Origin of the sequence: Streptohalobacillus salinus, from assembly GCF_003201605.1 — a bacterium.
In the GTDB taxonomy this organism is placed as follows: Bacteria; Bacillota; Bacilli; order Bacillales; family Amphibacillaceae; genus Streptohalobacillus; species Streptohalobacillus salinus.
The window spans coordinates 1-21220 of sequence record NZ_QJJR01000010.1 but is presented as its reverse complement, the minus strand read 5'-3'; the positions used below and the strand labels follow the sequence as shown (position 1 = coordinate 21220).

At 41.3% G+C, this 21220-nt stretch carries 23 protein-coding genes and 10 tRNA genes; 31 read left to right on the top strand and 2 right to left on the bottom strand.

The features are described 5' to 3' along the window. The first annotated feature begins 2 nt into the window (after positions 1-2). From DES38_RS08755 to DES38_RS08735, 5 genes are all read left to right on the top strand, one after another. Positions 3-692, top strand: coding sequence for an ABC transporter ATP-binding protein (locus DES38_RS08755; protein ID WP_110251727.1), 690 nt, complete (start codon positions 3-5; stop codon positions 690-692). Further along, a complete protein-coding gene (locus tag DES38_RS08750) occupies positions 692-2101 on the top strand; it encodes a hypothetical protein (protein ID WP_110251726.1) in 1410 nt (469 codons plus the stop codon). Before DES38_RS08755 ends, DES38_RS08750 begins: the two co-directional genes overlap by 1 nt. Next, complete coding sequence (locus DES38_RS08745; RefSeq protein WP_110251725.1) at positions 2101-2589, top strand: MarR family winged helix-turn-helix transcriptional regulator; 489 nt, start codon at positions 2101-2103, stop codon at positions 2587-2589. The genes DES38_RS08750 and DES38_RS08745 overlap by 1 nt, the downstream gene beginning before the upstream one ends. 227 nt (positions 2590-2816) lie before the next feature. Then, entirely contained in the window at positions 2817-3056 is a 240-nt protein-coding gene (locus tag DES38_RS08740) for a glutaredoxin family protein (protein ID WP_110251724.1), read from the top strand. 87 nt (positions 3057-3143) lie between these two features. Continuing rightward, positions 3144-3896: an alpha/beta hydrolase gene (locus tag DES38_RS08735; protein WP_110251723.1), complete on the top strand. Its 753-nt coding sequence runs from the start codon at positions 3144-3146 to the stop codon at positions 3894-3896. Between the two features lie 96 nt (positions 3897-3992). On the opposite strand, the gene DES38_RS08730 is transcribed toward DES38_RS08735, so the two are convergent. After that, complete coding sequence (locus DES38_RS08730; RefSeq protein ID WP_110251722.1) at positions 3993-4853, bottom strand: DegV family protein; 861 nt, start codon at positions 4851-4853, stop codon at positions 3993-3995. 526 nt (positions 4854-5379) lie between these two features. Here DES38_RS08730 and cshA point away from each other — a divergent pair. Then, the gene (gene cshA, locus DES38_RS08725) at positions 5380-6858 is read left to right on the top strand and encodes a degradosome RNA helicase CshA (protein WP_110251721.1); all 1479 of its coding nucleotides are present in this window, start codon (positions 5380-5382) and stop codon (positions 6856-6858) included. Positions 6859-7016: 158 nt separating this feature from the next. Here cshA and DES38_RS08720 read toward each other — a convergent pair whose 3' ends face one another. After that, entirely contained in the window at positions 7017-7793 is a 777-nt protein-coding gene (locus DES38_RS08720; RefSeq protein WP_110251720.1) for a rhomboid family intramembrane serine protease, read from the bottom strand. 232 nt (positions 7794-8025) lie between these two features. On the opposite strand from DES38_RS08720, the gene acpS reads away from it, so the two are divergent. The 25 genes from acpS (at position 8026) to DES38_RS08595 (ending at position 21110) form a co-directional block, all read left to right on the top strand. Next, positions 8026-8394 carry a holo-ACP synthase gene (gene acpS / locus DES38_RS08715; RefSeq protein WP_110251719.1) on the top strand — a complete coding sequence of 123 codons (369 nt, stop codon included), beginning with the start codon at positions 8026-8028 and terminating at the stop codon, positions 8392-8394. Positions 8395-8472: 78 nt separating this feature from the next. After that, the gene (locus DES38_RS08710; RefSeq protein ID WP_245881998.1) at positions 8473-9987 is read left to right on the top strand and encodes an NAD(P)H-hydrate dehydratase; all 1515 of its coding nucleotides are present in this window, start codon (positions 8473-8475) and stop codon (positions 9985-9987) included. A gap of 46 nt (positions 9988-10033) precedes the next feature. After that, on the top strand, positions 10034-11143 hold the full coding sequence (alr, locus tag DES38_RS08705) for an alanine racemase (RefSeq protein ID WP_110251717.1): 1110 nt from the start codon (positions 10034-10036) through the stop codon (positions 11141-11143). Positions 11144-11318: 175 nt separating this feature from the next. Continuing rightward, positions 11319-11588 (top strand): antitoxin, encoded by a 270-nt coding sequence (locus DES38_RS08700; protein WP_245881997.1) that lies wholly within the window; start codon positions 11319-11321, stop codon positions 11586-11588. Positions 11589-11598: 10 nt separating this feature from the next. After that, the gene (locus DES38_RS08695) at positions 11599-11949 is read left to right on the top strand and encodes a type II toxin-antitoxin system PemK/MazF family toxin (protein ID WP_110251780.1); all 351 of its coding nucleotides are present in this window, start codon (positions 11599-11601) and stop codon (positions 11947-11949) included. Positions 11950-12074: 125 nt separating this feature from the next. Continuing rightward, entirely contained in the window at positions 12075-12944 is an 870-nt protein-coding gene (locus tag DES38_RS08690; RefSeq protein ID WP_245881992.1) for an RsbT co-antagonist protein RsbRA, read from the top strand. 4 nt (positions 12945-12948) lie between these two features. Next, entirely contained in the window at positions 12949-13305 is a 357-nt protein-coding gene (locus DES38_RS08685; RefSeq protein WP_110251715.1) for an STAS domain-containing protein, read from the top strand. 2 nt (positions 13306-13307) lie between these two features. Continuing rightward, positions 13308-13709: an anti-sigma regulatory factor gene (locus tag DES38_RS08680; protein WP_110251714.1), complete on the top strand. Its 402-nt coding sequence runs from the start codon at positions 13308-13310 to the stop codon at positions 13707-13709. Positions 13710-13728: 19 nt separating this feature from the next. After that, positions 13729-14739 carry a PP2C family protein-serine/threonine phosphatase gene (locus DES38_RS08675; protein ID WP_110251713.1) on the top strand — a complete coding sequence of 337 codons (1011 nt, stop codon included), beginning with the start codon at positions 13729-13731 and terminating at the stop codon, positions 14737-14739. A 59-nt stretch (positions 14740-14798) separates the two neighbouring features. Next, positions 14799-15134, top strand: a complete 336-nt coding sequence (locus DES38_RS08670; RefSeq protein ID WP_110251712.1) for an STAS domain-containing protein — start codon at positions 14799-14801, stop codon at positions 15132-15134. Continuing rightward, entirely contained in the window at positions 15135-15611 is a 477-nt protein-coding gene (rsbW, locus tag DES38_RS08665) for an anti-sigma B factor RsbW (RefSeq protein ID WP_110251711.1), read from the top strand. It abuts the gene before it with no gap. Beyond that, complete coding sequence (gene sigB, locus DES38_RS08660; RefSeq protein WP_110251710.1) at positions 15583-16374, top strand: RNA polymerase sigma factor SigB; 792 nt, start codon at positions 15583-15585, stop codon at positions 16372-16374. Before rsbW ends, sigB begins: the two co-directional genes overlap by 29 nt. Further along, positions 16374-16982 carry a SpoIIE family protein phosphatase gene (locus DES38_RS08655; RefSeq protein WP_110251709.1) on the top strand — a complete coding sequence of 203 codons (609 nt, stop codon included), beginning with the start codon at positions 16374-16376 and terminating at the stop codon, positions 16980-16982. Before sigB ends, DES38_RS08655 begins: the two co-directional genes overlap by 1 nt. 111 nt (positions 16983-17093) lie before the next feature. Continuing rightward, positions 17094-19265, top strand: coding sequence for a Tex family protein (locus tag DES38_RS08650; RefSeq protein ID WP_110251708.1), 2172 nt, complete (start codon positions 17094-17096; stop codon positions 19263-19265). Between the two features lie 133 nt (positions 19266-19398). Further along, on the top strand, positions 19399-19869 hold the full coding sequence (locus DES38_RS08645; protein WP_110251778.1) for a SprT family protein: 471 nt from the start codon (positions 19399-19401) through the stop codon (positions 19867-19869). Between the two features lie 215 nt (positions 19870-20084). Continuing rightward, positions 20085-20159 (top strand) — tRNA-Asn (locus DES38_RS08640). A gap of 4 nt (positions 20160-20163) precedes the next feature. Beyond that, a tRNA-Ser gene (locus tag DES38_RS08635) sits at positions 20164-20254 on the top strand. Positions 20255-20270: 16 nt separating this feature from the next. Then, positions 20271-20345 (top strand) — tRNA-Glu (locus tag DES38_RS08630). A gap of 15 nt (positions 20346-20360) precedes the next feature. After that, positions 20361-20437 (top strand) — tRNA-Asp (locus DES38_RS08625). A gap of 7 nt (positions 20438-20444) precedes the next feature. After that, positions 20445-20519 (top strand) — tRNA-Gln (locus DES38_RS08620). Between the two features lie 98 nt (positions 20520-20617). Continuing rightward, positions 20618-20690, top strand: a tRNA-Lys gene (locus DES38_RS08615). A 33-nt stretch (positions 20691-20723) separates the two neighbouring features. Next, positions 20724-20810, top strand: a tRNA-Leu gene (locus tag DES38_RS08610). Between the two features lie 58 nt (positions 20811-20868). Next, a tRNA-Arg gene (locus DES38_RS08605) sits at positions 20869-20945 on the top strand. A gap of 10 nt (positions 20946-20955) precedes the next feature. Then, positions 20956-21029, top strand: a tRNA-Gly gene (locus DES38_RS08600). Between the two features lie 4 nt (positions 21030-21033). Further along, positions 21034-21110, top strand: a tRNA-Ile gene (locus DES38_RS08595). Positions 21111-21220: the final 110 nt, after the last annotated feature.

Genomic DNA, 21220 nt, shown 5'->3' with positions numbered 1-21220 from the left:
AGATGGCATTATTATCAATACGTGATTTATCCGTTAAACAAGGCGAAACACTTGCCTTAGATGGACTGAATTTAGCGATTAACGAGGGTGAACTCGTTGCGTTAATCGGTCACAATGGCGCGGGTAAATCAACCTTAATGAAAACAATGATGGGCTTACTTGATTTTAGTAAAGGTGAGATTGTCCTCAAAAATTATAATTTATCGGAAGATCCGCTGAACTATAAACGTCGGGTCGTCTACATACCAGAACAGCCGTTTCTGCTGACTGAATTAACGGTATATCAGCATTTTCAACTCTACATAGATAGTTATCAAAGGGATGAGCAGGTATTAACACCTGTGATTGAGCATTATTTGCAACAATTTGAAATTCAAGATAAACGCGATGCTTTTCCGCTTAGCTTATCAAAAGGAATGCGCCAAAAAGTTCAACTGATTTGTGGACTATTGATAGATGCTGATTTATTAATTATAGACGAACCGTTCATTGGTCTTGATGTCTACGCACAGCGCACACTGGTTAACGTCTTAACCGATAAAAAAGCGTGTGGGCAAACGATTTTGTTGACGACACATCAATTTGATCAACTTGACACCATCATGGATCGCTACGTCATGTTACATGAAGGGAAAGTGATTGAAGAGGGTAGCGATTATCAATTAGATGCACTAAAAAGGCGGTTTGACTGATGCAGATGGGAACAGGCTCTTTATGGTGGCGGCTTCAGCGTGCCAAACATAGAAAACGGCGTGAGTTGAATAAGCAGTCGATGGAAATTTTAGTGGATAAAGTGACGTTATTTTATTTAATTCCGTTTCTGATCATCGGGCTCCTCGTTGTGCGTGATCTTCTACAAGCGCATAATGAGCTGCTGACTGCTGTTGTAAACGATCTCTCAGCTAACGTCATCGTTATTAGTTTCTTAACGATACAGCTAGGTTTGTTTCAGAAAAAACCAGTCTTTGGTTACAGTTCAAGCGAACAGCTTTTGATTCATTTGCCACATCAACGTCAAGTCATCTTACGTTATTTTTGGTTATTGAAGGGGGGAACGCTGCTTATCGTCCATGCGGTTGTCTTTGCGCTTCTCTACCTCTTGTTGCCACTACCGCTAACAACAGCACTTGCTTTCTTTTTCTGGGTTAGTCTTTTTCGTGGTTTAATGCTTATTATACGCTGGTCTATCTTTTGTTGGCATGGTGTGCGTGGCTATATTTTTCGCTTTTTAGCGAGTGGTGCGATCATCATCGCTGTTATCGCGCTTAGCATCTCTACAGGTATAGATCGGATCAATTTGATCGGTCTAATTTTACTCACCCTAATGAGCGCGCAGGTGATAGGCTTTTTCATGATTGAAGCGGTCAGCGATTTTGATCGTGTTGTTGCGATGAACGATCATTTTCAATTTCGGACATTTTTTGTTAAAGCAGTCGTCGGGAAGGTTCTGCCGTTAGAAACACCGAAATTCCCGAGACTATCGTTAAGAAATAAAGCGCGAGCAAAACCAGCGCCGATGGGTAAAACTTCCCGCCTTTACCGCCGAGTGATGTGGAGTGAGGCGGTGAAAGAACAGGCGTTAATTTTGCAGACGTATTTCAGTGTATTAGGGCTCATTGTCTTTCTTAGCACGCAAGGCTTTATTTTCCTAAGAATGGGTCTTGTTTTAGGGTTAGTGTTACATGCCCGTCTATTCAGTTTGTTGTTTCGCTTAATGTATCAAGCACCACTCTTAAAAAGTATCCCGCTGCGGATTAAACGCTATGTCGTACCTTACCAATTTGTGATGAACTTAATCACGTTAGCGGTTGTAGCTGTAGGGCTTGCGATGATGCAATTGATGTATCAAGTGGAATTAGTTGATGGGGTGATGATTCTTATCGTAGCGTATGTATTTACCAACGAATGGTTACGGTACCGGGTAGAAGAATCATTAAATAAACAAAAACCATTGTCAACGACGATGATTTTCAGTATCCTATGGTTAATTGGATATATTATCGTTTATAGATATCACACGATAATTGCTGGATTTGCCGGTGTAGTGTGGATCAGTTATATATGGGATAGCTTGAAGATGAAGCGAGGAGCGAGCGAATGATGGAAAACGAGAAGAACGAATACCGCATTAAAAAAGAAGATCCGTCTTTGAAGTTATTTGTTGTCTTGTCAAAGGCGTACCGGTCGGTATCTGACCAAGTCGCTGCTGACATTAGAAATAAGGGACTAAATACGACTGATTTTGGTGTGTTAGAATTATTGTACCACTCGGGTGACCAACCCTTACAAAAGATTGGCGATAAAATTTTACTAGCAAGTGGTAGCATCACTTATGTGGTTGATAAGCTTGAGAAAAAAGGGTTATTAAAACGGACACAATCAGAAAAAGATCGGCGCATCACTTATGCATCGATTACAGAGGCTGGGGTGGAGTTGTTAAATCGTATTTTCCCTGACCACTGGAAACAAATTGAGGCAATTACGGATGGATTAACCGATGATGAGAAACGAGAAGCGATTCAATTATTAAAAAAACTTGGTCGCTATGCGGATCAACATGCATTAGACAGTGGTATGAATCCCAACTAAAATTTAGCTGAAAAGCCAGATAAGTGTAAAAAATAAAGATGAATCTTCCGACATTTAGTCAATAATTGTTGGAAAGTTCATCTTTTTGTCATATATTCGTGATAGATATTCAAACTTAGATGTTTATAAAGACCTAACATCGGCTATATAGTTAGTAGTCGAGATAAGTACGGGAGTCATTGAGTACACACCTAGAACAGACATCAAAAGCGTAGGAGGAATAGGTTATGGATGGTAGAGAAGTTATTGTTTATGTGAGTGATAATTGTCATGAATGCGATCGCGTTGTGAAATTATTGGAAGATATGAATGTTTCGCATCATGTGCGAAACATCAGTGAAAATAAAGCATATTTAAGTGATCTTCAAAAGCAACATATATATGCGACACCAGCAGTATTATTGAAAGATAAGAAAGTGTTAGGTTATCAAGAAAAACGAATTAAATCTATTTTAAAACATGCGTAAAGGAAAGCCTTACCCGGCAAAAGGTAAGGCTATTCTTCCGTTTGAAGAAAAAACTGTCGACGTTAAAAAAAGAAAGAAGGTGACGTCGTGATTGGCGTCTTACTTTTGCATGGATTTACTGGTGGTCCGCACGAGCTTGAACCACTTACAACATTTTTTCAAGATACAACCGATTGGGATGTAGTCGTACCAACCTTGCCCGGACACGGATTAGATCTTCAATTAGCGGGGCACAGTTATGAAGAATGGATAGAAACAGCGGAAGAAGCATTTTTGGCCCTTCAAGATAGGGTTGATAAGATATTTCTGGTTGGCTTTTCGATGGGGGGGATGATTGCTGGCTATCTAGCAGGGAAGTATCATGTCGATAAATTAATTATGTTGTCACCCTCAAGAAAATACTTGGATTTGAAACAAATGACCGAAAAAGCTTCGCAGTTATTAAAGGATAGTTTGGTTGGCGAATTAGAGGAGAACTTTACCTATAAGATGTATCAACACAAACGTGGGAAAATTCCGGTTAAATCATACATTGAGTTTATGAAGTGCATGGAAGTCACCAAAAGCTATTTGAAAAAGATTGATGCCGAAGTGCTCGTTTTACAAGGCATTCAAGATGGACTTGTTCCTTACCAGTCGAGTCACGAACTCGATAGAGAAATCCCCGGAGATATTGAAGTCATTTATTACTCAGATAGTACCCATATGATTATTCTCGGTGATGATAAAAAACGTGTCATCCATGCGGTTTATACATTTTTGACGAGGCCGAATGAACGTAACATCGTCAGTAGTAAAGCGCACCCATTGAATCGGTTATTTCGATCACGATTTAAATAGCGTGACCCCACCAGCAATATGTCTTTAGGTGAGGTCACGCTATTTATTAGTTAGTTAATAAAAGTGATCGTAAAGCAACGTTGGTGAAAGGTGTATTTATCTGGCTTTATCACTGAAAAACGACATCACAATCGCACCTTGACCGGCGTGGGCTGAGATAACTGGTCCTGTCTCAGCAGTAATGATTTTTTTGAATTGATACCGCTCTTTAATCAGAGATAAGAATTGTTCACAACGGCTCGGATCATTTCCATGAGTTAAGCCAAATGTTTTATCTTTGGTATCTTGAATATACTCACCAATGGTTTCAACAAATCGGCGAGTCGCTTTTTTTGTCCCTCTTACTTTCTCTAGCACTTCAATTTTACCTTCATGACTGGCGTGAAGAATTAGTTTGACGTTGAGTGTTTTAGCAACCGTTCCTTTCACTTTATCTAAGCGGCCGCCGCGAATTAGATTATCTAGGGTTTCTAGTACGAAAATGGTCCGTAAGTAAGGGACGCGGTTATTGAGTGTTTCAACTATTTTCTCAAGGGGCGTGTCTTTTTCTTTCAGTTCGTGGGCAAGTTCGAGTAATAACATCATCCCTGACGAAGCTGCCTTTGAGTCAATTATATGGATGATTCGATTCGGCTCTTTTTCTAGCAACATTGTCTTCCCCATCAGTGCATGGTTATACGAAGCGCTTACGCCACTTGAGACACTGACGAGAACGATCGGTGTATCAGCTGGAGTAGCTACAAAGGCATCATAATAATCTTGTGGAGATGGTGCAGATGAACTTGGGAATGTTTTTGTGTTAGTAATGCGTGCTAAAAAATCATGGGTGGTTAAGGACTCGGATTTAAATTGTTCAGAGCCAAACAAGACGAATAAAGAAATGATGTTAACATCCCATTTTTCTTGTAATGCCTTTGTTAAATCAGCGCCACTATCAGTCATTAATTGTAGTTTCATGTGATCAACCCTTTTCTTTTAAAATAAAAATATTCTGACTTTAATAGTAATCGGTCTATAGTAATATTGCAAGTAAATGAATGACCATCACGATGTAAGCTTTTACATAAGGTTAGAATTGTTACCGGTAAAAGATACAGCTCGCGTCGTGACTAGAAATACGTGGTGTTTCTTGCTAGAATTAATCAAGAATTTGTGATAAGCTATGTTTATCCATTGAATGCTCGTAACAAAGCCGCTTCGTTGAAAAGAGTCGGCTTTTTTTCACGTTAATAAGAAGGTGTATCGTTTCCAGCTAGTAAACGATAAGTTACCAAATCACACCAAAGAAGTCATTGAGGCGCTCGGTTTTTCCGGACCATGACTTAATATAAATAGACGCTTTATCACACGCTTAAAACTTGATCGTTTTAACAACTGCTTGACAACAAGGCATCTATTTCCTATTAGCCTAGATAAAATTGTTAACGTGTCGTCACGTTCAAGCGATGAGAATTTTACAAGAAAAAAGGAGAATGAAAAGACATTGACAACATTTCAATCATTAGGTATTTCAGATTCAATTATGAAAGCATTAGACAAGATGGGCTTCGAAGAAGCAACACCAATTCAAGAGGAAACCATTCCTTTAGGTAACGCTGGTAAAGATGTTATTGGACAAGCGCAAACAGGTACAGGTAAAACAGCTGCCTTTGGTATTCCAATGATCGACAAGATCACAAAGAATGACCGTAAAATCCAAGGTTTAGTTGTTGCCCCGACACGTGAGTTAGCGATTCAAGTTTCAGAAGAATTACACCGTTTAGGGAAATTCGCTGGCATTAAAACATTGCCAATCTATGGTGGACAACAAATGGATCGTCAGATCCGTGGGCTTAAAGAAGGTCCACATATCGTTGTTGCCACACCAGGTCGTTTACTTGACCATATTCGTCGTAAAACAATTAACATTTCAAACGTGCACACAGCTGTTTTAGATGAGGCTGATGAAATGTTAAACATGGGATTCATTGAAGATATCCGTGATATTCTTAAAGCGATTCCTGAAGAACGTCAAACATTGCTGTTCTCAGCAACAATGCCGAAAGAAATTCGCCAGATTGCCTCAACCTTGATGAAGAGTCCGGTTGAAGTTAAAGTGAAATCAAAAGAAATGACCGTTTCTAACATTGAACAACATTACGTTGAATTGCATGAAAAGCAAAAATTTGATGCATTAACAAATCTGTTAGATATTCATGTACCTGAATTAGCGATCATCTTTGGTCGGACGAAAAAACGCGTTGATGAAGTAAGTGAAGGACTACAGGCACGTGGTTTTAAAGCTGAAGGGATTCACGGCGACTTAACGCAAGGGAAACGTATGAGTGTCTTAAATAAATTTAAAAATGGAAACGTCGAAATCTTAGTTGCGACTGATGTTGCTGCACGTGGTTTAGATATTTCTAACGTGACGCACGTTTATAACTTTGATATTCCTCAAGATCCAGAGAGCTACGTACACCGTATTGGTCGTACTGGCCGTGCTGGTAAAACAGGAGTAGCGATTTCTTTCATCACACCGAGAGAAATGTCACACTTACACCTGATTGAAAAAATGACGAAATCAAAAATGAACCGTATGCAAGTGCCTAAACCGGACGATGCGAAACGCGGTCAGCAACAACTCGCTGTTAGCAAATTAATGCGTACGATTGAAAAATCAAACTTAGAAGATTACCGTGAAACAGCAAGTGAGTTACTTGATGAGCATGATTCTGTGACTATCGTGGCAGCAGCGCTGCGTTTAATGTCAAAATCTAAACGTCAAACACCTGTTACACTATCGTCTGTACAACCTTTAGGCGGGAAACGTTCAAAAGGTAAGAGTGGCGATGGACGTAAGAACTTCCGTGGTAAAGGTGGCGACAAAGGCCATAACTTTAACCGTGGTGGCAAAGGTAAACCTCAAGGACGTAATCGTAAATTTAACAACAAACGTGGATCAAACAAATCTGATTCTTAATCACTCTTTGTGATAACATATTAAATAACCCCTATCTGTCGGATAATCACGCACAGATAGGGGTTATTTTTGTTTGGTGAAGCGGCAGTGCTTTTACGATTGAATGGTTAGCGATAGGTTTTGAGTAAGGTAATAAGTATTTCCAGGCACTGGGATGCTTAAAAAATGATCGAAGCGATAAAGCCAAGCGCAGCCAAGATAATGACAACCCACCAGAGAATGGCACTTAGATTGGGGTTGATTCGGAGGCGGCGCCGTCGTTTGTTCCAACGATTCGGATCAAAGTTTACGCCGTCGGGACTTGTCTTGCGCCGCCGCGTATATTGCGGCCGGTAAACATTTAAGTTATTAGCTAAGATGGGACCGAATGCAAAACCACCAACAAGGCCGAACACGTGGCCAGGAATGCTGACACCCGGTTGGATAAACGTCATCACAACACCAATAAACGTATACGTTAATGCGATTTGACGACTGGCTGGGTCAAGCATACCGGGTACGAAGAAAACAAGATAGATAATAAACCCAAGTAAAGCATAGATAGCACCACTCGCGCCTAAATGCAGGGTGGTTGATTCCATGTCAATGAGATAGGTGAATAGGTTAGCGAAAACACCACTTCCAAGGTATAGTAAAATGAATTTCATTTTACCAAGCATCGTCTCAAGCGCAGGGCCGAATAAGACAAGGGCAAATGAGTTAAATAAGATATGAGTAATTCCGTTGATGTCGTGCATGAAGATTGGGGTAACTAAACGCCAGTAGTCCCCTTGTTGAATCGCTAAGTTTTGGCCGATACCATAGTAGTACATCTCGAGCCAATAAGGTAAGTTGAAATACATAAACGCCCAGATAACGACCTGTAGTGCGATAATTGCTGATACGATTGGATAAAAACGCAAAAAATCTTTAAAAGATTCGCCTCTAAAAAACATAATTAAACCCCTTCTGTCAAAATGAAATAAAAGATGGCCATCCTTGTGAATAAACCTTAGCAAATAGTCAGTTTCCATTAAAGACTGAGAAGAACTTAGTGAGATTACTTGCTAGGTATTCGCGTGATCCTTCGTTTAACACGGAGGAGTGTGAAGAACTGTCACGAGAAAATTACACATTCGATGGTATATATATTATACTAGAAATAACAAGAAAATAAAGGAGAAGGCTATGATTGTTGGTATTGGTATTGATATTATTGAATTAAAACGCATTCGTTTAGCGCTTGAACGCAACCCGCGCTTTGAAGAAAAAATACTTTCTGAAACAGAACGGGTAAATTATCTAACGCTTAAAAGTCGAAAACGTCAAGTTGAATTTCTAGCCGGACGGTTTGCGGCGAAAGAAGCGCTAGGGAAGGCGCTAGGCACAGGGCTTGGTGCCCTCCGCTTTAGCGATATTACGATTGCGAATGATGGCTTAGGTAAACCTGTGTTACGTTTTCGCACAGAAGAAGGATTAAACAGTCATCTCTCTATCTCGCATAGTAATGATTATGCAGTAGCGGAGGTCATACTCGAACGCTGTGACCGTTACTAAAAGGACAGGAATGCTCTGTTTAGCTGAATTGTGAGGCATTGAATGGAACGATTAAAAGGAGTGAGTTAATTGCGCTGCATGACGGAGTCGGAGATGTATGAGGTCGATCGGAAAAGTGCGGAAGACTATCTGTTACCAACGACTGTTTTAATGGAGAATGCGGGTCGTGCGCTAGCTGATGGTTTGAAAAGCAAGCTTAGTAAAGAGATGCGTATTTGCGTAGTCACTGGACCTGGTAACAATGGTGGCGATGGTTATGTACTTGCGCGCACGCTTTTAAATGAAGGGTACGCTGTTGAGGTGTTAGAAACCGTAACAGAAGCGGAGATGAGCACGGACGAACAGTTATATCGTCAAATCTATTTAAAATACCAGGGCACTCTGACTAAGGTTGATGACGTTGACGTTGCAGCCTATTTAGTGGATAAAGATATCATTGTAGATGCGTTGTTTGGGATTGGTTTAACCGGAAGGGTGCGGGCGCCATTTGATCAGTGGATTGAAACGATCAACCAGAGCGGTAAATGCGTGATTAGTTTAGATGTTCCGAGCGGTGTTTCGTCGGTCGCTGCAGACGATTTACTGGCAATTAGAGCCAATCACACCTTCATCATTGAAGCACCTAAGCCGAGTTTATTCATTGAAGCCACCCGTCCCTTTTATGGGGAAGTGACCGTTGTTTCAATTGGGCTGCCTAAAAAAGAATTATTGCAGTCATCATTGACCGTTTGGCAGCAGGAAGATGTAAAACAGACCCTTCAAAAACGGGAACCGTTTAGTCATAAAGGTAACTATGTTCATCTTTTAGTGATTGGTGGAAGTGCATTTATGCCAGGCTCTGTTAAGTTGACGAGCACAGGTGCCTATCGGACAGGTGCAGGGCTCGTAACGGTTATGACCAGTGAAGAAGCATTACCGATGCTAGCGAATGGCTTAAATGAAGTGATGTATCAGCCACTTGAACCTGAAGCGTTAACGGACGAGGCACTAGCTAAGTATGATGTGATTGCATGTGGTATGGGCCTAAGTGAAACAGCTGCTGGTAGAGCGTTACTAAGTCGGGTGCTTGAAACTAAGAAGCCACTCGTAATCGATGCAAGTGGTTTAAATCTGTTAAGTGAAGACCTATCCCGTTTAGAACGGCGCCAAGCGCTAACTGTGCTTACGCCACATCCGAAAGAAATGGCGCGGCTAAGTGGTTTGTCAGTCGCCGCGATTAAGCGCCAACCGTTTCGTGTGGTTGCAGACTTTGCGAAAGCGCATCAGGTGTACCTTGTCTTGAAAGGCGCGATGACCTTAAGTGCTAGTCCAAGTGGTGAGATAAATATTAACACGACAGGTAACAGCGGATTAAGTAAAGGGGGAAGTGGAGACTTACTAACAGGGATGGTGGCATCACGTGTATTGAGCGATGACACACCACTAGCTGGTATAAGTAATGCAGTATTTCTACATGGGCTTGCCGCTGACTTGGCAGTATCTGATCGGCATAGTAGCTATGATTTAACCGCTACCGAGGTCAGTGATTATTTGGGACGGAGTTTTCAAGCTGTTTTAAGGAAAAATATTCAAGCAAGCATAAATATAAAATAGATCGTTGATGATCGCGAGTAATGAACAGAGAAAGGAATGACCGTTTATGCAATATCGACAGGCGCAGCGTATCATTGATCTTGAAGCAATTCAAGTCAATATCGAAACAATCAAACGACAATTGCCAGCAGGTGTTAAAGTCTTTGCGGTTGTTAAAGCGGATGGCTATGGACACGGTGCGGTAGAGGTTGCACGAAAGGCTTTGGCGAGTGGTGCAGAAAAGTTATGTGTCGCTATTTTGGAAGAAGCTGTAACCTTACGGCAAGCAGGGATTGAGGCACCGATTTTAGTGATGGGTTATACTGACCCGCAGTATGCACGGGTGGCGGCGGAGCTTGGAGTTGAGTTGACCGTCTGGCAATCGGATTGGTTAGCATCTGTCAAGACACAAACGCTGCCTGCACCCGTTGGGATCCACATAAAGCTCGATACAGGAATGGGGCGAGTGGGCTTAAAAACGACGCAAGCAGTTGAACGTTTTTTAGCGAATCTGTCGCAACAAGTAGAAGTTAAAGGTTGTTTTACTCACTTCGCTCAAGCGGATGCTTCTGACGCTAGTTATTTTCGTTACCAAAACGACGGGTACCGGACGCTAATCGAGCCAGTTAAAGCGCGATTTAATGATACCATTACGTATCATACTGGAAACAGTGCGGCGGCGATGCAATATCCGGACGCTATGTATGATGCCGTTCGGTTTGGGATCGGGATGTATGGGCTCTACCCATCACACTATTTAGCAGAAAGCAAACCTGTCACTTTAAAACCAGCACTGACTGTTGAAGCGACATTGATTCATGTCAAACAGTTAGCCAAAGGTGAGAAAATCAGCTACGGATTAACGTATGAAACAAGCGGTGAAGAATGGATTGGCACGATTCCGGTTGGTTATGCCGATGGCATCCAACGTGCATGGCAAGATTTCGAGGTGCTAATTGATGGAAAACGGATGCCGCTTGTTGGCAGGGTTTGTATGGATCAATGCATGGTACGCCTAGATAAACAGTACCCCGTAGGTGAAACGGTCACGTTTGTCGGCAAGAATGGTGAACAGTCGATTAGCTTAGAAGCGGTCGCCGAGCATTTAAAAACGATCAACTATGAAGTGAGTTGTCTCTTTACAGAACGCCTACCAAGGCATTACCGTAACCGCTAAGGGTACATAGTTTGAGGGGAGAGATCGATAAGTGGATCATTTATCGAGAAACGATGAAAATATTCGGAAAACTTCAAAAAAATGCGATGAGGACCTTTCCAATAATGGCTGGCAATGATATGATGGAAAGGACTAGAAAACATATGTATTCATGGTGGAGGTGTCGGTTTTGTCAATGCACATGCAGGAAGTTGTTGTCAAATTACCTACAAGCCTATTAGAAGAGGTGGACGGGTTAGTGGAAGCGTCACAGTGTAGTTTAGATGAAGTTATCTATGAAGCAACAAAGTGTTATGTCGAAGAGAAAAAAGAACAACATATCCAAGAAGCCATGCGTCAAGGTTATATTGAAATGGCGAAAATCAATCTGAACATTGCTTCAGAGTCTTTCCTAGCTGAACAGGAGGCAGTCATTACCTGCGAACGCCAAGTGAGCGGGGTGTAATCTATTGACTTTGATTGTAAAACGCGGCGATGTATATTTCGCTGATTTATCGCCGGTGGTAGGGTCAGAACAAGGGGGCGTCCGACCAGTGTTGATTATTCAAAACAACATTGGAAATCGCTTTAGCCCTACTGTTATTGTCGCTGCGATTACTGCGCAAATCCAAAAAGCAAAATTACCAACTCACGTCGAGATAAAAGCTGATAAATACGGGTTTGAACGTGATTCTGTGATACTATTAGAACAGATTCGGACGATTGATAAGCAACGCTTAACTGATAAAATCACGCACTTAGATGCACCGATGATGGAAAAAATAGATCAGGCCTTAACGATTAGTATGGGGTTGGCTAATATTTAATGTAATAGCTCAGATGAAGCGCTTGTCTCTTAAGTAAAATGACAAGTGCTTTTTTAAATCAATAATTATAAGGTGTTACATAAAAAGGATCACTTATAATCAATACAGAAAAGGTGGTTATTCTATTGCCAAAGCGTGTCGATAAAATCATTATGGAAAATAGCGATGTTATTATAAAACATTGGCTAGAGATTGTCTCAGAACGAAGAAAAAATGATTATACTTCATCAATTTCAGAGGAATTATTTCAAAGCACAAACCGTGAATTTGTTAATGTTATTTTTGATAGTTTAGAAACGAAGGGCCTAACGGATGAACTTGAAGCTTTCTCAGAACGCTTGGTCAACCTTGGATGGCCGTTATCTTATTTGACCGATGGTTTGCAGACGTTCCGTCGGGTAACGATTGATTTTGTTTTAAGTCAACATGACCAAATCGATACGGACTTCTTTTCGGTTATTCTTGACCGGGTTGACAGTTGGGTTGATCCGATTATTAATAAACTTGTGAATGAATATTCAGGAAACTGGGAACATACCGTTTCCTTACAACGCGTTGCCTTGCAAGAATTATCTGCCCCGCTTATTCCGGTGATGCGCAACATTACCATCATGCCGTTAATTGGTACAATCGATACAGAGCGAGCGAAATTAATTATGGAAAACTTATTAGATGGTGTGATTAAGCATAACGCCGAAGTCGTGTTAATTGATATTACGGGTGTACCGGTAGTGGATACGATGGTCGCACACCACATTATTCAAGCAGCTGAAGCGGTTCGCTTGATTGGGTCAACCTGTATTCTAGTCGGTATTCGACCAGAGATTGCTCAAACAATTGTTAACTTAGGCATTGATTTAGGGAAATTCCCAACGAAATCAAGCTTGAGAAAAGGGTTTGAAACAGCACTTGAATTAACTGGTCGCACGATTCATCGTGAAAAAAAGAAAGAAAAAATCGTTGAAAACATCATGGCATCTCTAGAGAAGGAGTGAGACAATGCGAATTCCAATTTTAAAACTACAGAACTATTTACTGATTTCGATCCAAATTGATTTGGATGATCAATCGGCGATTCAATTTCAAGAAGATTTATTAAATAAAATCCATAAAAGCGGTGCAACAGGCGTAGTCATCGATTTAACCTCTGTTGATATCATTGATTCTTTTATCGCTAAAGTACTTGGTGATGTTGTGACCATGTCTGATTTGATGGGAGCGAGAGTCGTATTAACCGGTATTCAACCTGCGGTGGCGATGACGCTAATTGAACTTGGTATTCATATGCAAGATGTGCAAACGGCGCTAGATTTAGAACAAGGGTTGATTAAACTTCGCCAGGAACTGGAGGGCTGACTATGGACTTCAAATCCTGTGTAAACATTCGTCAAGAATGGGATATCGTAGGGGCAAGACAACTTGGCCGAGAAAAAGCTAAAGAATTAGGGTTTGGCACTGTTGACCAAGCACGGATTGCGACTGCGATCTCAGAACTTGCTCGTAATATTTATCTGTACGCAGGTACAGGGAAAGTGCGATTTGAAATCGTTGACCAACTTGATAAAAAAGGATTGAAAATTATAGCTATTGACGAAGGTCCTGGTATTCGCGATGTAAGTCAAGTGATGCAGGATGGCTATTCAACGTCCGGCGGTTTAGGTGCAGGACTACCTGGGGTGAAGCGCTTAATGGATTTCTTTGAGATTCGTACCGAGTGGGGCGAAGGGACAGAAATCGAAACGATAAAATGGGTTAGATAAATGATTAGGGGGTGACCAGGTGGAGTCGGTAGCTTTAGATTTAGACAATTACCGTAAGCTGTTGAAGGAATATTTATTGACACACGATGAGACTGCTTTATACCAAGCGGAACAACTCAGTAAACTATCGGTTCAACATAATGTTTCACCTGAAGAAATTATACACGTGCACATTAAAGCACTGAAAGAACTATATCCAGAATTACCCGAAGAAGTAAATGATTCACTGAATTTCTTATTAGAAGCGATGATTTCTTATGGTCTTGCCCTACAAGAATATCAGCATTTGCGTGAAAAACAGTCCGCTTTAGAGTCGGAAATATCCGTGGCCGCAAACATGCAGAAGACACTGCTATCAACAAAAAAACCGGAGATTCCAGGGTTAGATATCGGAGCAATTAGTGTGCCGGCTAACCGAATGAATGGTGATTACTATCATTTCATTTATGACAATGACCATACGCTAGGGATTGCATTGGCGGATGTCATCGGGAAAGGCATTCCAGCAGCGCTGGCGATGTCGATGATAAAATATTCGATGGATAGTTTTCCGGAAGATTTAAGACAGCCTTCGCGTATTCTTGAGAACTTAAATCGCGTGGTTGAAAGAAACGTTGATCCAAGTATGTTTATAACGATGTTTTATGGGCTTTATAATCCGAAAGATCAAACATTTAGTTATGCCTCAGCCGGGCATGAACCGGGTTTTTATTATCATAAAGAGACAGATCACTACTCAGAAATTGAGGCGAAAGGTCTCGTCTTAGGCGCGACCAATAATGCTACCTATGATCAAGAAGTAACGCAGATTGAAGCAGGCGATTGTATTATCTTACTGACCGATGGGGTAACGGAATGTCATTTAGGTGATCGCTTTATTGAGCGCGATGAGGTTCTTGATGTGATCAAACGCTACATGCATTTACCAGCTCAAGAAGCAGTTGAACATGTCTATAAACACTTTGAACGCCTGCAAGATTTTCATTTGCGCGATGACTTTACCTTGATCATTATACGGAAAGATGTTTAGTGAAGCATTCGTACGGGAATTACATACAACAATTGAGCAATTGAAAGGAAGGTACTTGCATGAACATTAATTTAGACGTTGACGTGACCGAAAAGGAAAACGAAACAACCTTGCATTTAAAAGGGGAAATCGATGCTTATACGGCACCGCTTTTAAAAGAAAAGTTATTGCCATTAACCGCAAAGCAAGATCATCATATTATTGTTGATTTAGCAGAGGTTAGTTACATGGATTCGACGGGACTGGGCGTGTTTATTAGTGCGCTTAAATCGACGAAAGAACATGATGCACAGTTGAAATTAGTGAATTTACAGGAACGGGTGCATCGGCTATTTAAAATCACAAGTTTAGATACAATTATTACAATCGAAACAACAGTACGGGGTGGAAACTAAATGGAACACTTTGATTTTATTGAAATGAAACTGCCAGCCAAGCCGGAGTATGTCGGCGTGATTCGTTTAAGTGCATCTGGTATCGCTAACCGAATGGGATTTTCTTATGAAGATATTGAAGATTTAAAAGTAGCCATTTCAGAAGCGATGACAAATGCGACAACGCATGCTTATGAAGTAGATGAAGATGGAGAAGTAACCGTTGGATTTGGCGTCTATAAAGACCGTTTAGAAGTGATGGTAGCTGATCACGGGGGTAGCTTTGATTTACAAGAAGTAAGAAAAACGACTGGACCTTATCAACAATCCGAAAAAATCGAAAATTTACGTGAAGGTGGGTTTGGACTCTTTTTAATTGACGCCTTAATGGATAATGTTCAAATTAAAAGTGATTACGGTGTGATTGTATTAATGACCAAAAATCTTCCGGTAAATGAGGTGGGACTTGATGACGACCAAATCTCAACCAGTCAATAGACGTGCGGATGAGGTTTACCAATGGATTGAATACCTACAAGAACACCCAAAAGATGAAGAAATTCAAGAGAAAATTGTCTTGCATTATCGAGATCTTGTTCACTCGATCGCCCGTAAGTATGCAAAAAACAGTTCGATTCATGAAGATCTCGTTCAAGTAGGGATGTTGGGCTTACTCGCAGCAATTAGGCGATACGATGCCACCATGGGTAAATCTTTTGAGTCGTTTGCGATCCCTACCATTATTGGGGAAATTAAACGCTTTATCAGAGATAAAACATGGAGTGTCCATGTGCCACGTCGCATTAAAGAACTCGGACCAAAAATAAAAAAAGCAACCGAAGAATTAACAACCTCTAATCAGAAGTCACCGTCTGTTAAAGACATTGCCGATTACTTAGAAGTAACTGAAGAAGAAATTCTTGAAACGATGGAAATGGGTCAAAGTTACAAGGCGCTTTCGGTTGATAAAAAAATCGAAGCAGACTCAGACGGAAGTACGGTGTCGATTCTTGACTTAATTGGTCAACAAGATGAAGCGTTTGATCAAACCGATTTACGGATGTTGCTTGAGAAAGTCTTGCCCATTCTATCGGAGCGCGAACAAAAAATCTTACAATATACTTACTTCGAAAATCGCAGTCAAAAAGAAACCGGTGATTTATTGGACATTTCGCAAATGCACGTATCGAGAATTCAACGCCGAGCATTGTTGAAGCTACGTGAAGCATTACAAGCTGACGGAATTGGAGTTAACGATTAATGGAAGAATTCAGACATGTTGACGTGGCTGTCTTCCAAAAATCAAAACAAGGCAACTATTATTGTGGGGACAGTTATTTCTATGTGGAATCAGAAGCTGGTTTTTTGGCTGTTGTCGCAGATGGTTTAGGCAGCGGACAGGTAGCGAAAGAGTCTTCACAAGCGGTTATCGATGTGGTGAAATTAAATCCTGATGTACAAACGGATCAGCTGATGCGCCTATGTAATAAGGCCTTGGTTGGAAAGCGCGGGGTTGTCTTAGGGGTTTTGAGGTTGCGTTATGATGAACGTGTCTACCGTTACAGTTCAATTGGAAACATTGGCTTGATGACGATCAGTAAAGATACGCTCAAAAAACGTAACATTCCGATTTCAGGTTATTTAGGTGTTTTTCCCCGTAAAGTGAAAGAAATCACCGAACCTTTAGAAGAGGGAATGATTTTTGCGCTCTTTTCTGATGGTGTTCATGCCCGAGAGTTATCACACGTATTATTTCAGATGAGGGATGTCTATGAAATCACCGAGACGTTTAAAGAGCTAATGGCTAATGACCGTGATGATGATACGACCTTGGTAGTTGTGAAATATCAACCGATGCATCACACATGATAAAGTTAAAGGATATCCGTTTCAGGGGTGTTCTTTAGCTTTTTTTGGTGGTCGTTTAGGCAAAAGGTGAAAAGTTTGTTAAAATTAGAGTGGAGAAGTGGAGGAATACATATGACAGATGAACAACTTTTTTTAATGGAACAGGTAGCAAAACAGATTAAACTTAAACCAACAACGGTAAAAACGGTGATTGGTTTATTAGATGAGGGCAACACGGTCCCTTTTATTGCGCGTTACCGTAAAGAAATGACCGGTGGCTTAGATGAAGTAGAAATCAAAACCATTGAAGACCAATGGCACTATGCGACACAACTAAGCGAAAGAAAAGAAGAAGTGATACGTTTAATTGATGAACAAGGTAAATTAACCGATACCTTAAAACAAGCCATTGAAAAAGCGGAAAAACTTCAGCGTGTTGAAGACCTTTACCGTCCCTATAAACAAAAACGCCGGACCAAAGCAACTATTGCGAAAGAAAAAGGATTAGAACCGTTAGCGGAAGCGATCTTTAAGCAAACGCTCGTTGATTTAGAAAGAGAGGCAGCTAACTACCAATCAGATGAGCATGAGTTATTCAGCGCGGCAGACTGTTTGCTTGGAGCGAATGATATTATTGCCGAATGGGTCAGCGATGAGCCAGCCTTTAGAGAAGATATCCGGCAAATGACCGTCAAAGAGGGAAAACTTGAAACAAAAGCCAAAGCAGCGGAACTTGACGAGAAAAAAGTCTATGAGATGTATTACGACTACGCAGAATCAGTAAAAACACTCGTGAGTCACCGTGTGTTAGCAGTCAATCGCGCTGAAAAAGAAGGGGTAATTAGGGCAAGCATTCAACCGCCGGAGGACCGGATTGTCCATTACCTTATGCGAAAGGTGATTAAAGATCGTACCAGTGTAGCTGTTGCTGAATTTTTGAAGGCGACAATTCAAGATAGTTACAAGCGCCTTATTCAGCCGTCGATTGAGCGAGAAATCCGCTCAGGTCTAACAGAAAAAGCAGAAGCGCAAGCGATTGATATTTTTAGTAAGAACTTAAATAACCTCTTATTGCAACCGCCACTAAAAGGGCGCAATATTTTAGGGGTCGATCCAGCCTTTCGGACAGGGTGTAAGCTAGCAGCTGTCGATGAGACAGGAAAAATGTTGGAAGTGGGAGTAATTTACCCAACCGCACCTAAACATGATGTTGCGGGGGCGAAAAAAACTGTAAGTGCATATATCAAGCGCCATCAGATTGATTTAATTGCGATTGGTAATGGAACTGCCTCACGCGAAACGGAACAATTTATTGCGGAACTGATTCAAGAAGAGCAGTTAGACATTCCTTATCTTATCGCGAACGAAGCGGGAGCAAGTGTTTACTCAGCTTCTAAACTAGCTAGAGAAGAATTCCCTGATTTACAAGTAGAGGAAAGAAGTGCAGTGTCAATCGCAAGACGTGTCAGTGACCCACTATCAGAACTAGTGAAAATTGACCCTAAATCGATTGGCGTTGGCCAATACCAGCACGATGTTAGCCAAAAAGAATTAAATGCATCATTAAAATTTGTCGTTGAAACGGCGGTGAATAAAGTCGGTGTTAATGTGAATACAGCCTCGGTGTCGCTGCTTCAGTATGTTTCAGGCTTAAGCAAGACGGTTGCAGGTAATATTGTTAAATATCGTGATGATGTTGGTAAATTTACTTCCCGCAAGCAATTAAAGGATATTCCACGGTTAGGTCAAAAAACGTATGAGCAGAGTATTGGCTTTTTAAGAATCATGGACGGTGCTGAAGTGTTAGACCGTACCCCGATTCACCCGGAAAGCTATAAAGATGCAAAAGCCGTACTGAAAATGATTAATCAAACGACAGATGATGTTGGCACACCTCAACTTGTAGAAAAGCTACAAGCACTCGACGTTAAGTTGACTGCTGAGTCGTTAAACATTGGTGAGTTAACATTAAAGGACATTATTGAAGCACTTTCAAGACCAGAACGGGACCCACGTGACGATTATGCACAACCGTTACTGAAGAAGAATGTCTTATCAATGGAAGATTTAAAACCAGGCCTTGAATTAGAAGGAACTGTGCGTAATGTCGTTGACTTTGGAGTATTTGTTGACATTGGTGTGAAACAAGACGGTTTGGTCCACATCTCAAAAATGGCCAATCGTTTTGTGAAACATCCGATGGACATTGCTGCTGTTGGCGATGTTGTAACGGTTTGGGTCGATCAAGTTGACGTTCAAAAACAACGAATCGCTTTAACCATGATCAAGCCAGATAAACAATAATTGATTTTAACTCCCAGTGAAAGTAAGCAGCGTACGTGATGTGATAAACGCGCTGCTTATTTTTGGTTTCGTTAGGAAATGGGCTGAGCATGTATAATAAGAATGAAGAAATGAAGAGAGGGTGAGTGATATGATCAATGAAGATGAATTGCAAAGATGGGTTGAAGTTATCTCTGTGCGTACCTTTAAACGTCCATTTCGTCATAAAGCTTATTTTAATTCACGGTTACGAACAACAGGTGGACGATACTTATTAGCAACGCATGCGATTGAAATCAATCCGAAATATGTGATCGAACTGGGAGAAAAGGAATTGATCGGGATTATTAAGCATGAACTCTGTCATTATCATTTGCATTTAGAGGGAAAGGGCTACCGTCATGGTGATCAAGACTTTAAGAAGCTGATGCAGGCTACGGCATCCCCACGTCATTGTCAAACGTTGCCTTCAGCAAGACAGGGCAGTAGAAAACGGAAGAGTACGAAGCGCTATCTATACAGCTGTAGCGTTTGTGGGGTTCAATATAAGCGCAAAAAGCGAATGGATCCTAAGCGTTACCGATGCGGGAAGTGTCAAGGGGAAATTAAACAGATAAATTTATAGAAAAGTGTTGACGAACATCACCTTTTCATGGTAAATTTATTTAGGTCGTTTGATTGTTGTCCAAAAGATTTGCAGGAACAAAAACGATTCTGTAAAATAGAGCTATTAGGGTGATGAAGCGGTTACATGCTTCGGTTAAACTTTAGAAAAGAGAGTTGACATCCTACCTCTTATATAGTATATTATTTAACGTCGCTAATGCGACAAAACATTATTCCACAGTAGCTCAGTGGTAGAGCAATCGGCTGTTAACCGATCGGTCGTAGGTTCGAGTCCTACCTGTGGAGCCATTACGGAGAAGTACTCAAGTGGCTGAAGAGGCGCCCCTGCTAAGGGTGTAGGTCGTGTAAGCGGCGCGAGGGTTCAAATCCCTCCTTCTCCGCCATTTTTTTAAAAACAATGGCCCGTTGGTCAAGCGGTTAAGACACCGCCCTTTCACGGCGGTAACACGGGTTCGAATCCCGTACGGGTCACCATTACAATTTTATATTGGTCCGGTAGTTCAGTTGGTTAGAATGCCTGCCTGTCACGCAGGAGGTCGCGGGTTCGAGTCCCGTCCGGACCGCCATTTTTAATGGGCTATAGCCAAGCGGTAAGGCAACGGTTTTTGGTACCGTCATGCGCTGGTTCGAATCCAGCTAGCCCAGCCATTTTTATTTCTTGCGTATTATAGCGTTTTAAATCCTTTAAAACTCCTATGTTTTGAAGGTTTTCTATTCTTTAAATGAAATGCGCTCACTTATAATAGGAGCCATTAGCTCAGTTGGTAGAGCATCTGACTTTTAATCAGAGGGTCGAAGGTTCGAATCCTTCATGGCTCACTTTTATTATTGCTTTATTAGTTTACTAATAAAGCGGTCGTGGCGGAATGGCAGACGCGCTAGGTTGAGGGCCTAGTGGGTGAATAACCCGTGGAGGTTCAAGTCCTCTCGACCGCACCAAAAACCTTATTGACAACACATGATAGAATATGTTACATTAATAGATGTCGCTCAATTAGCGCTCGTAGCTCAATTGGATAGAGCACTTGACTACGAATCAAGAGGTTAGAGGTTCGAGTCCTCTCGGGCGCACCATCTTCATAATGCGGGTGTAGTTTAGTGGTAAAACCTCAGCCTTCCAAGCTGATGATGAGGGTTCGATTCCCTTCACCCGCTCCATAATGGGCCTATAGCTCAGCTGGTTAGAGCGCACGCCTGATAAGCGTGAGGTCGGTGGTTCGAGTCCACTTAGGCCCACCATTATTACATTGATCTTTGAAAACTGAACAAAACACACAGTATGTTAAGAAAAACAAGTAAGTAAAGCTAGTGCTTTAACCAGAGTTATTATGACTCTTTCAATTATATTG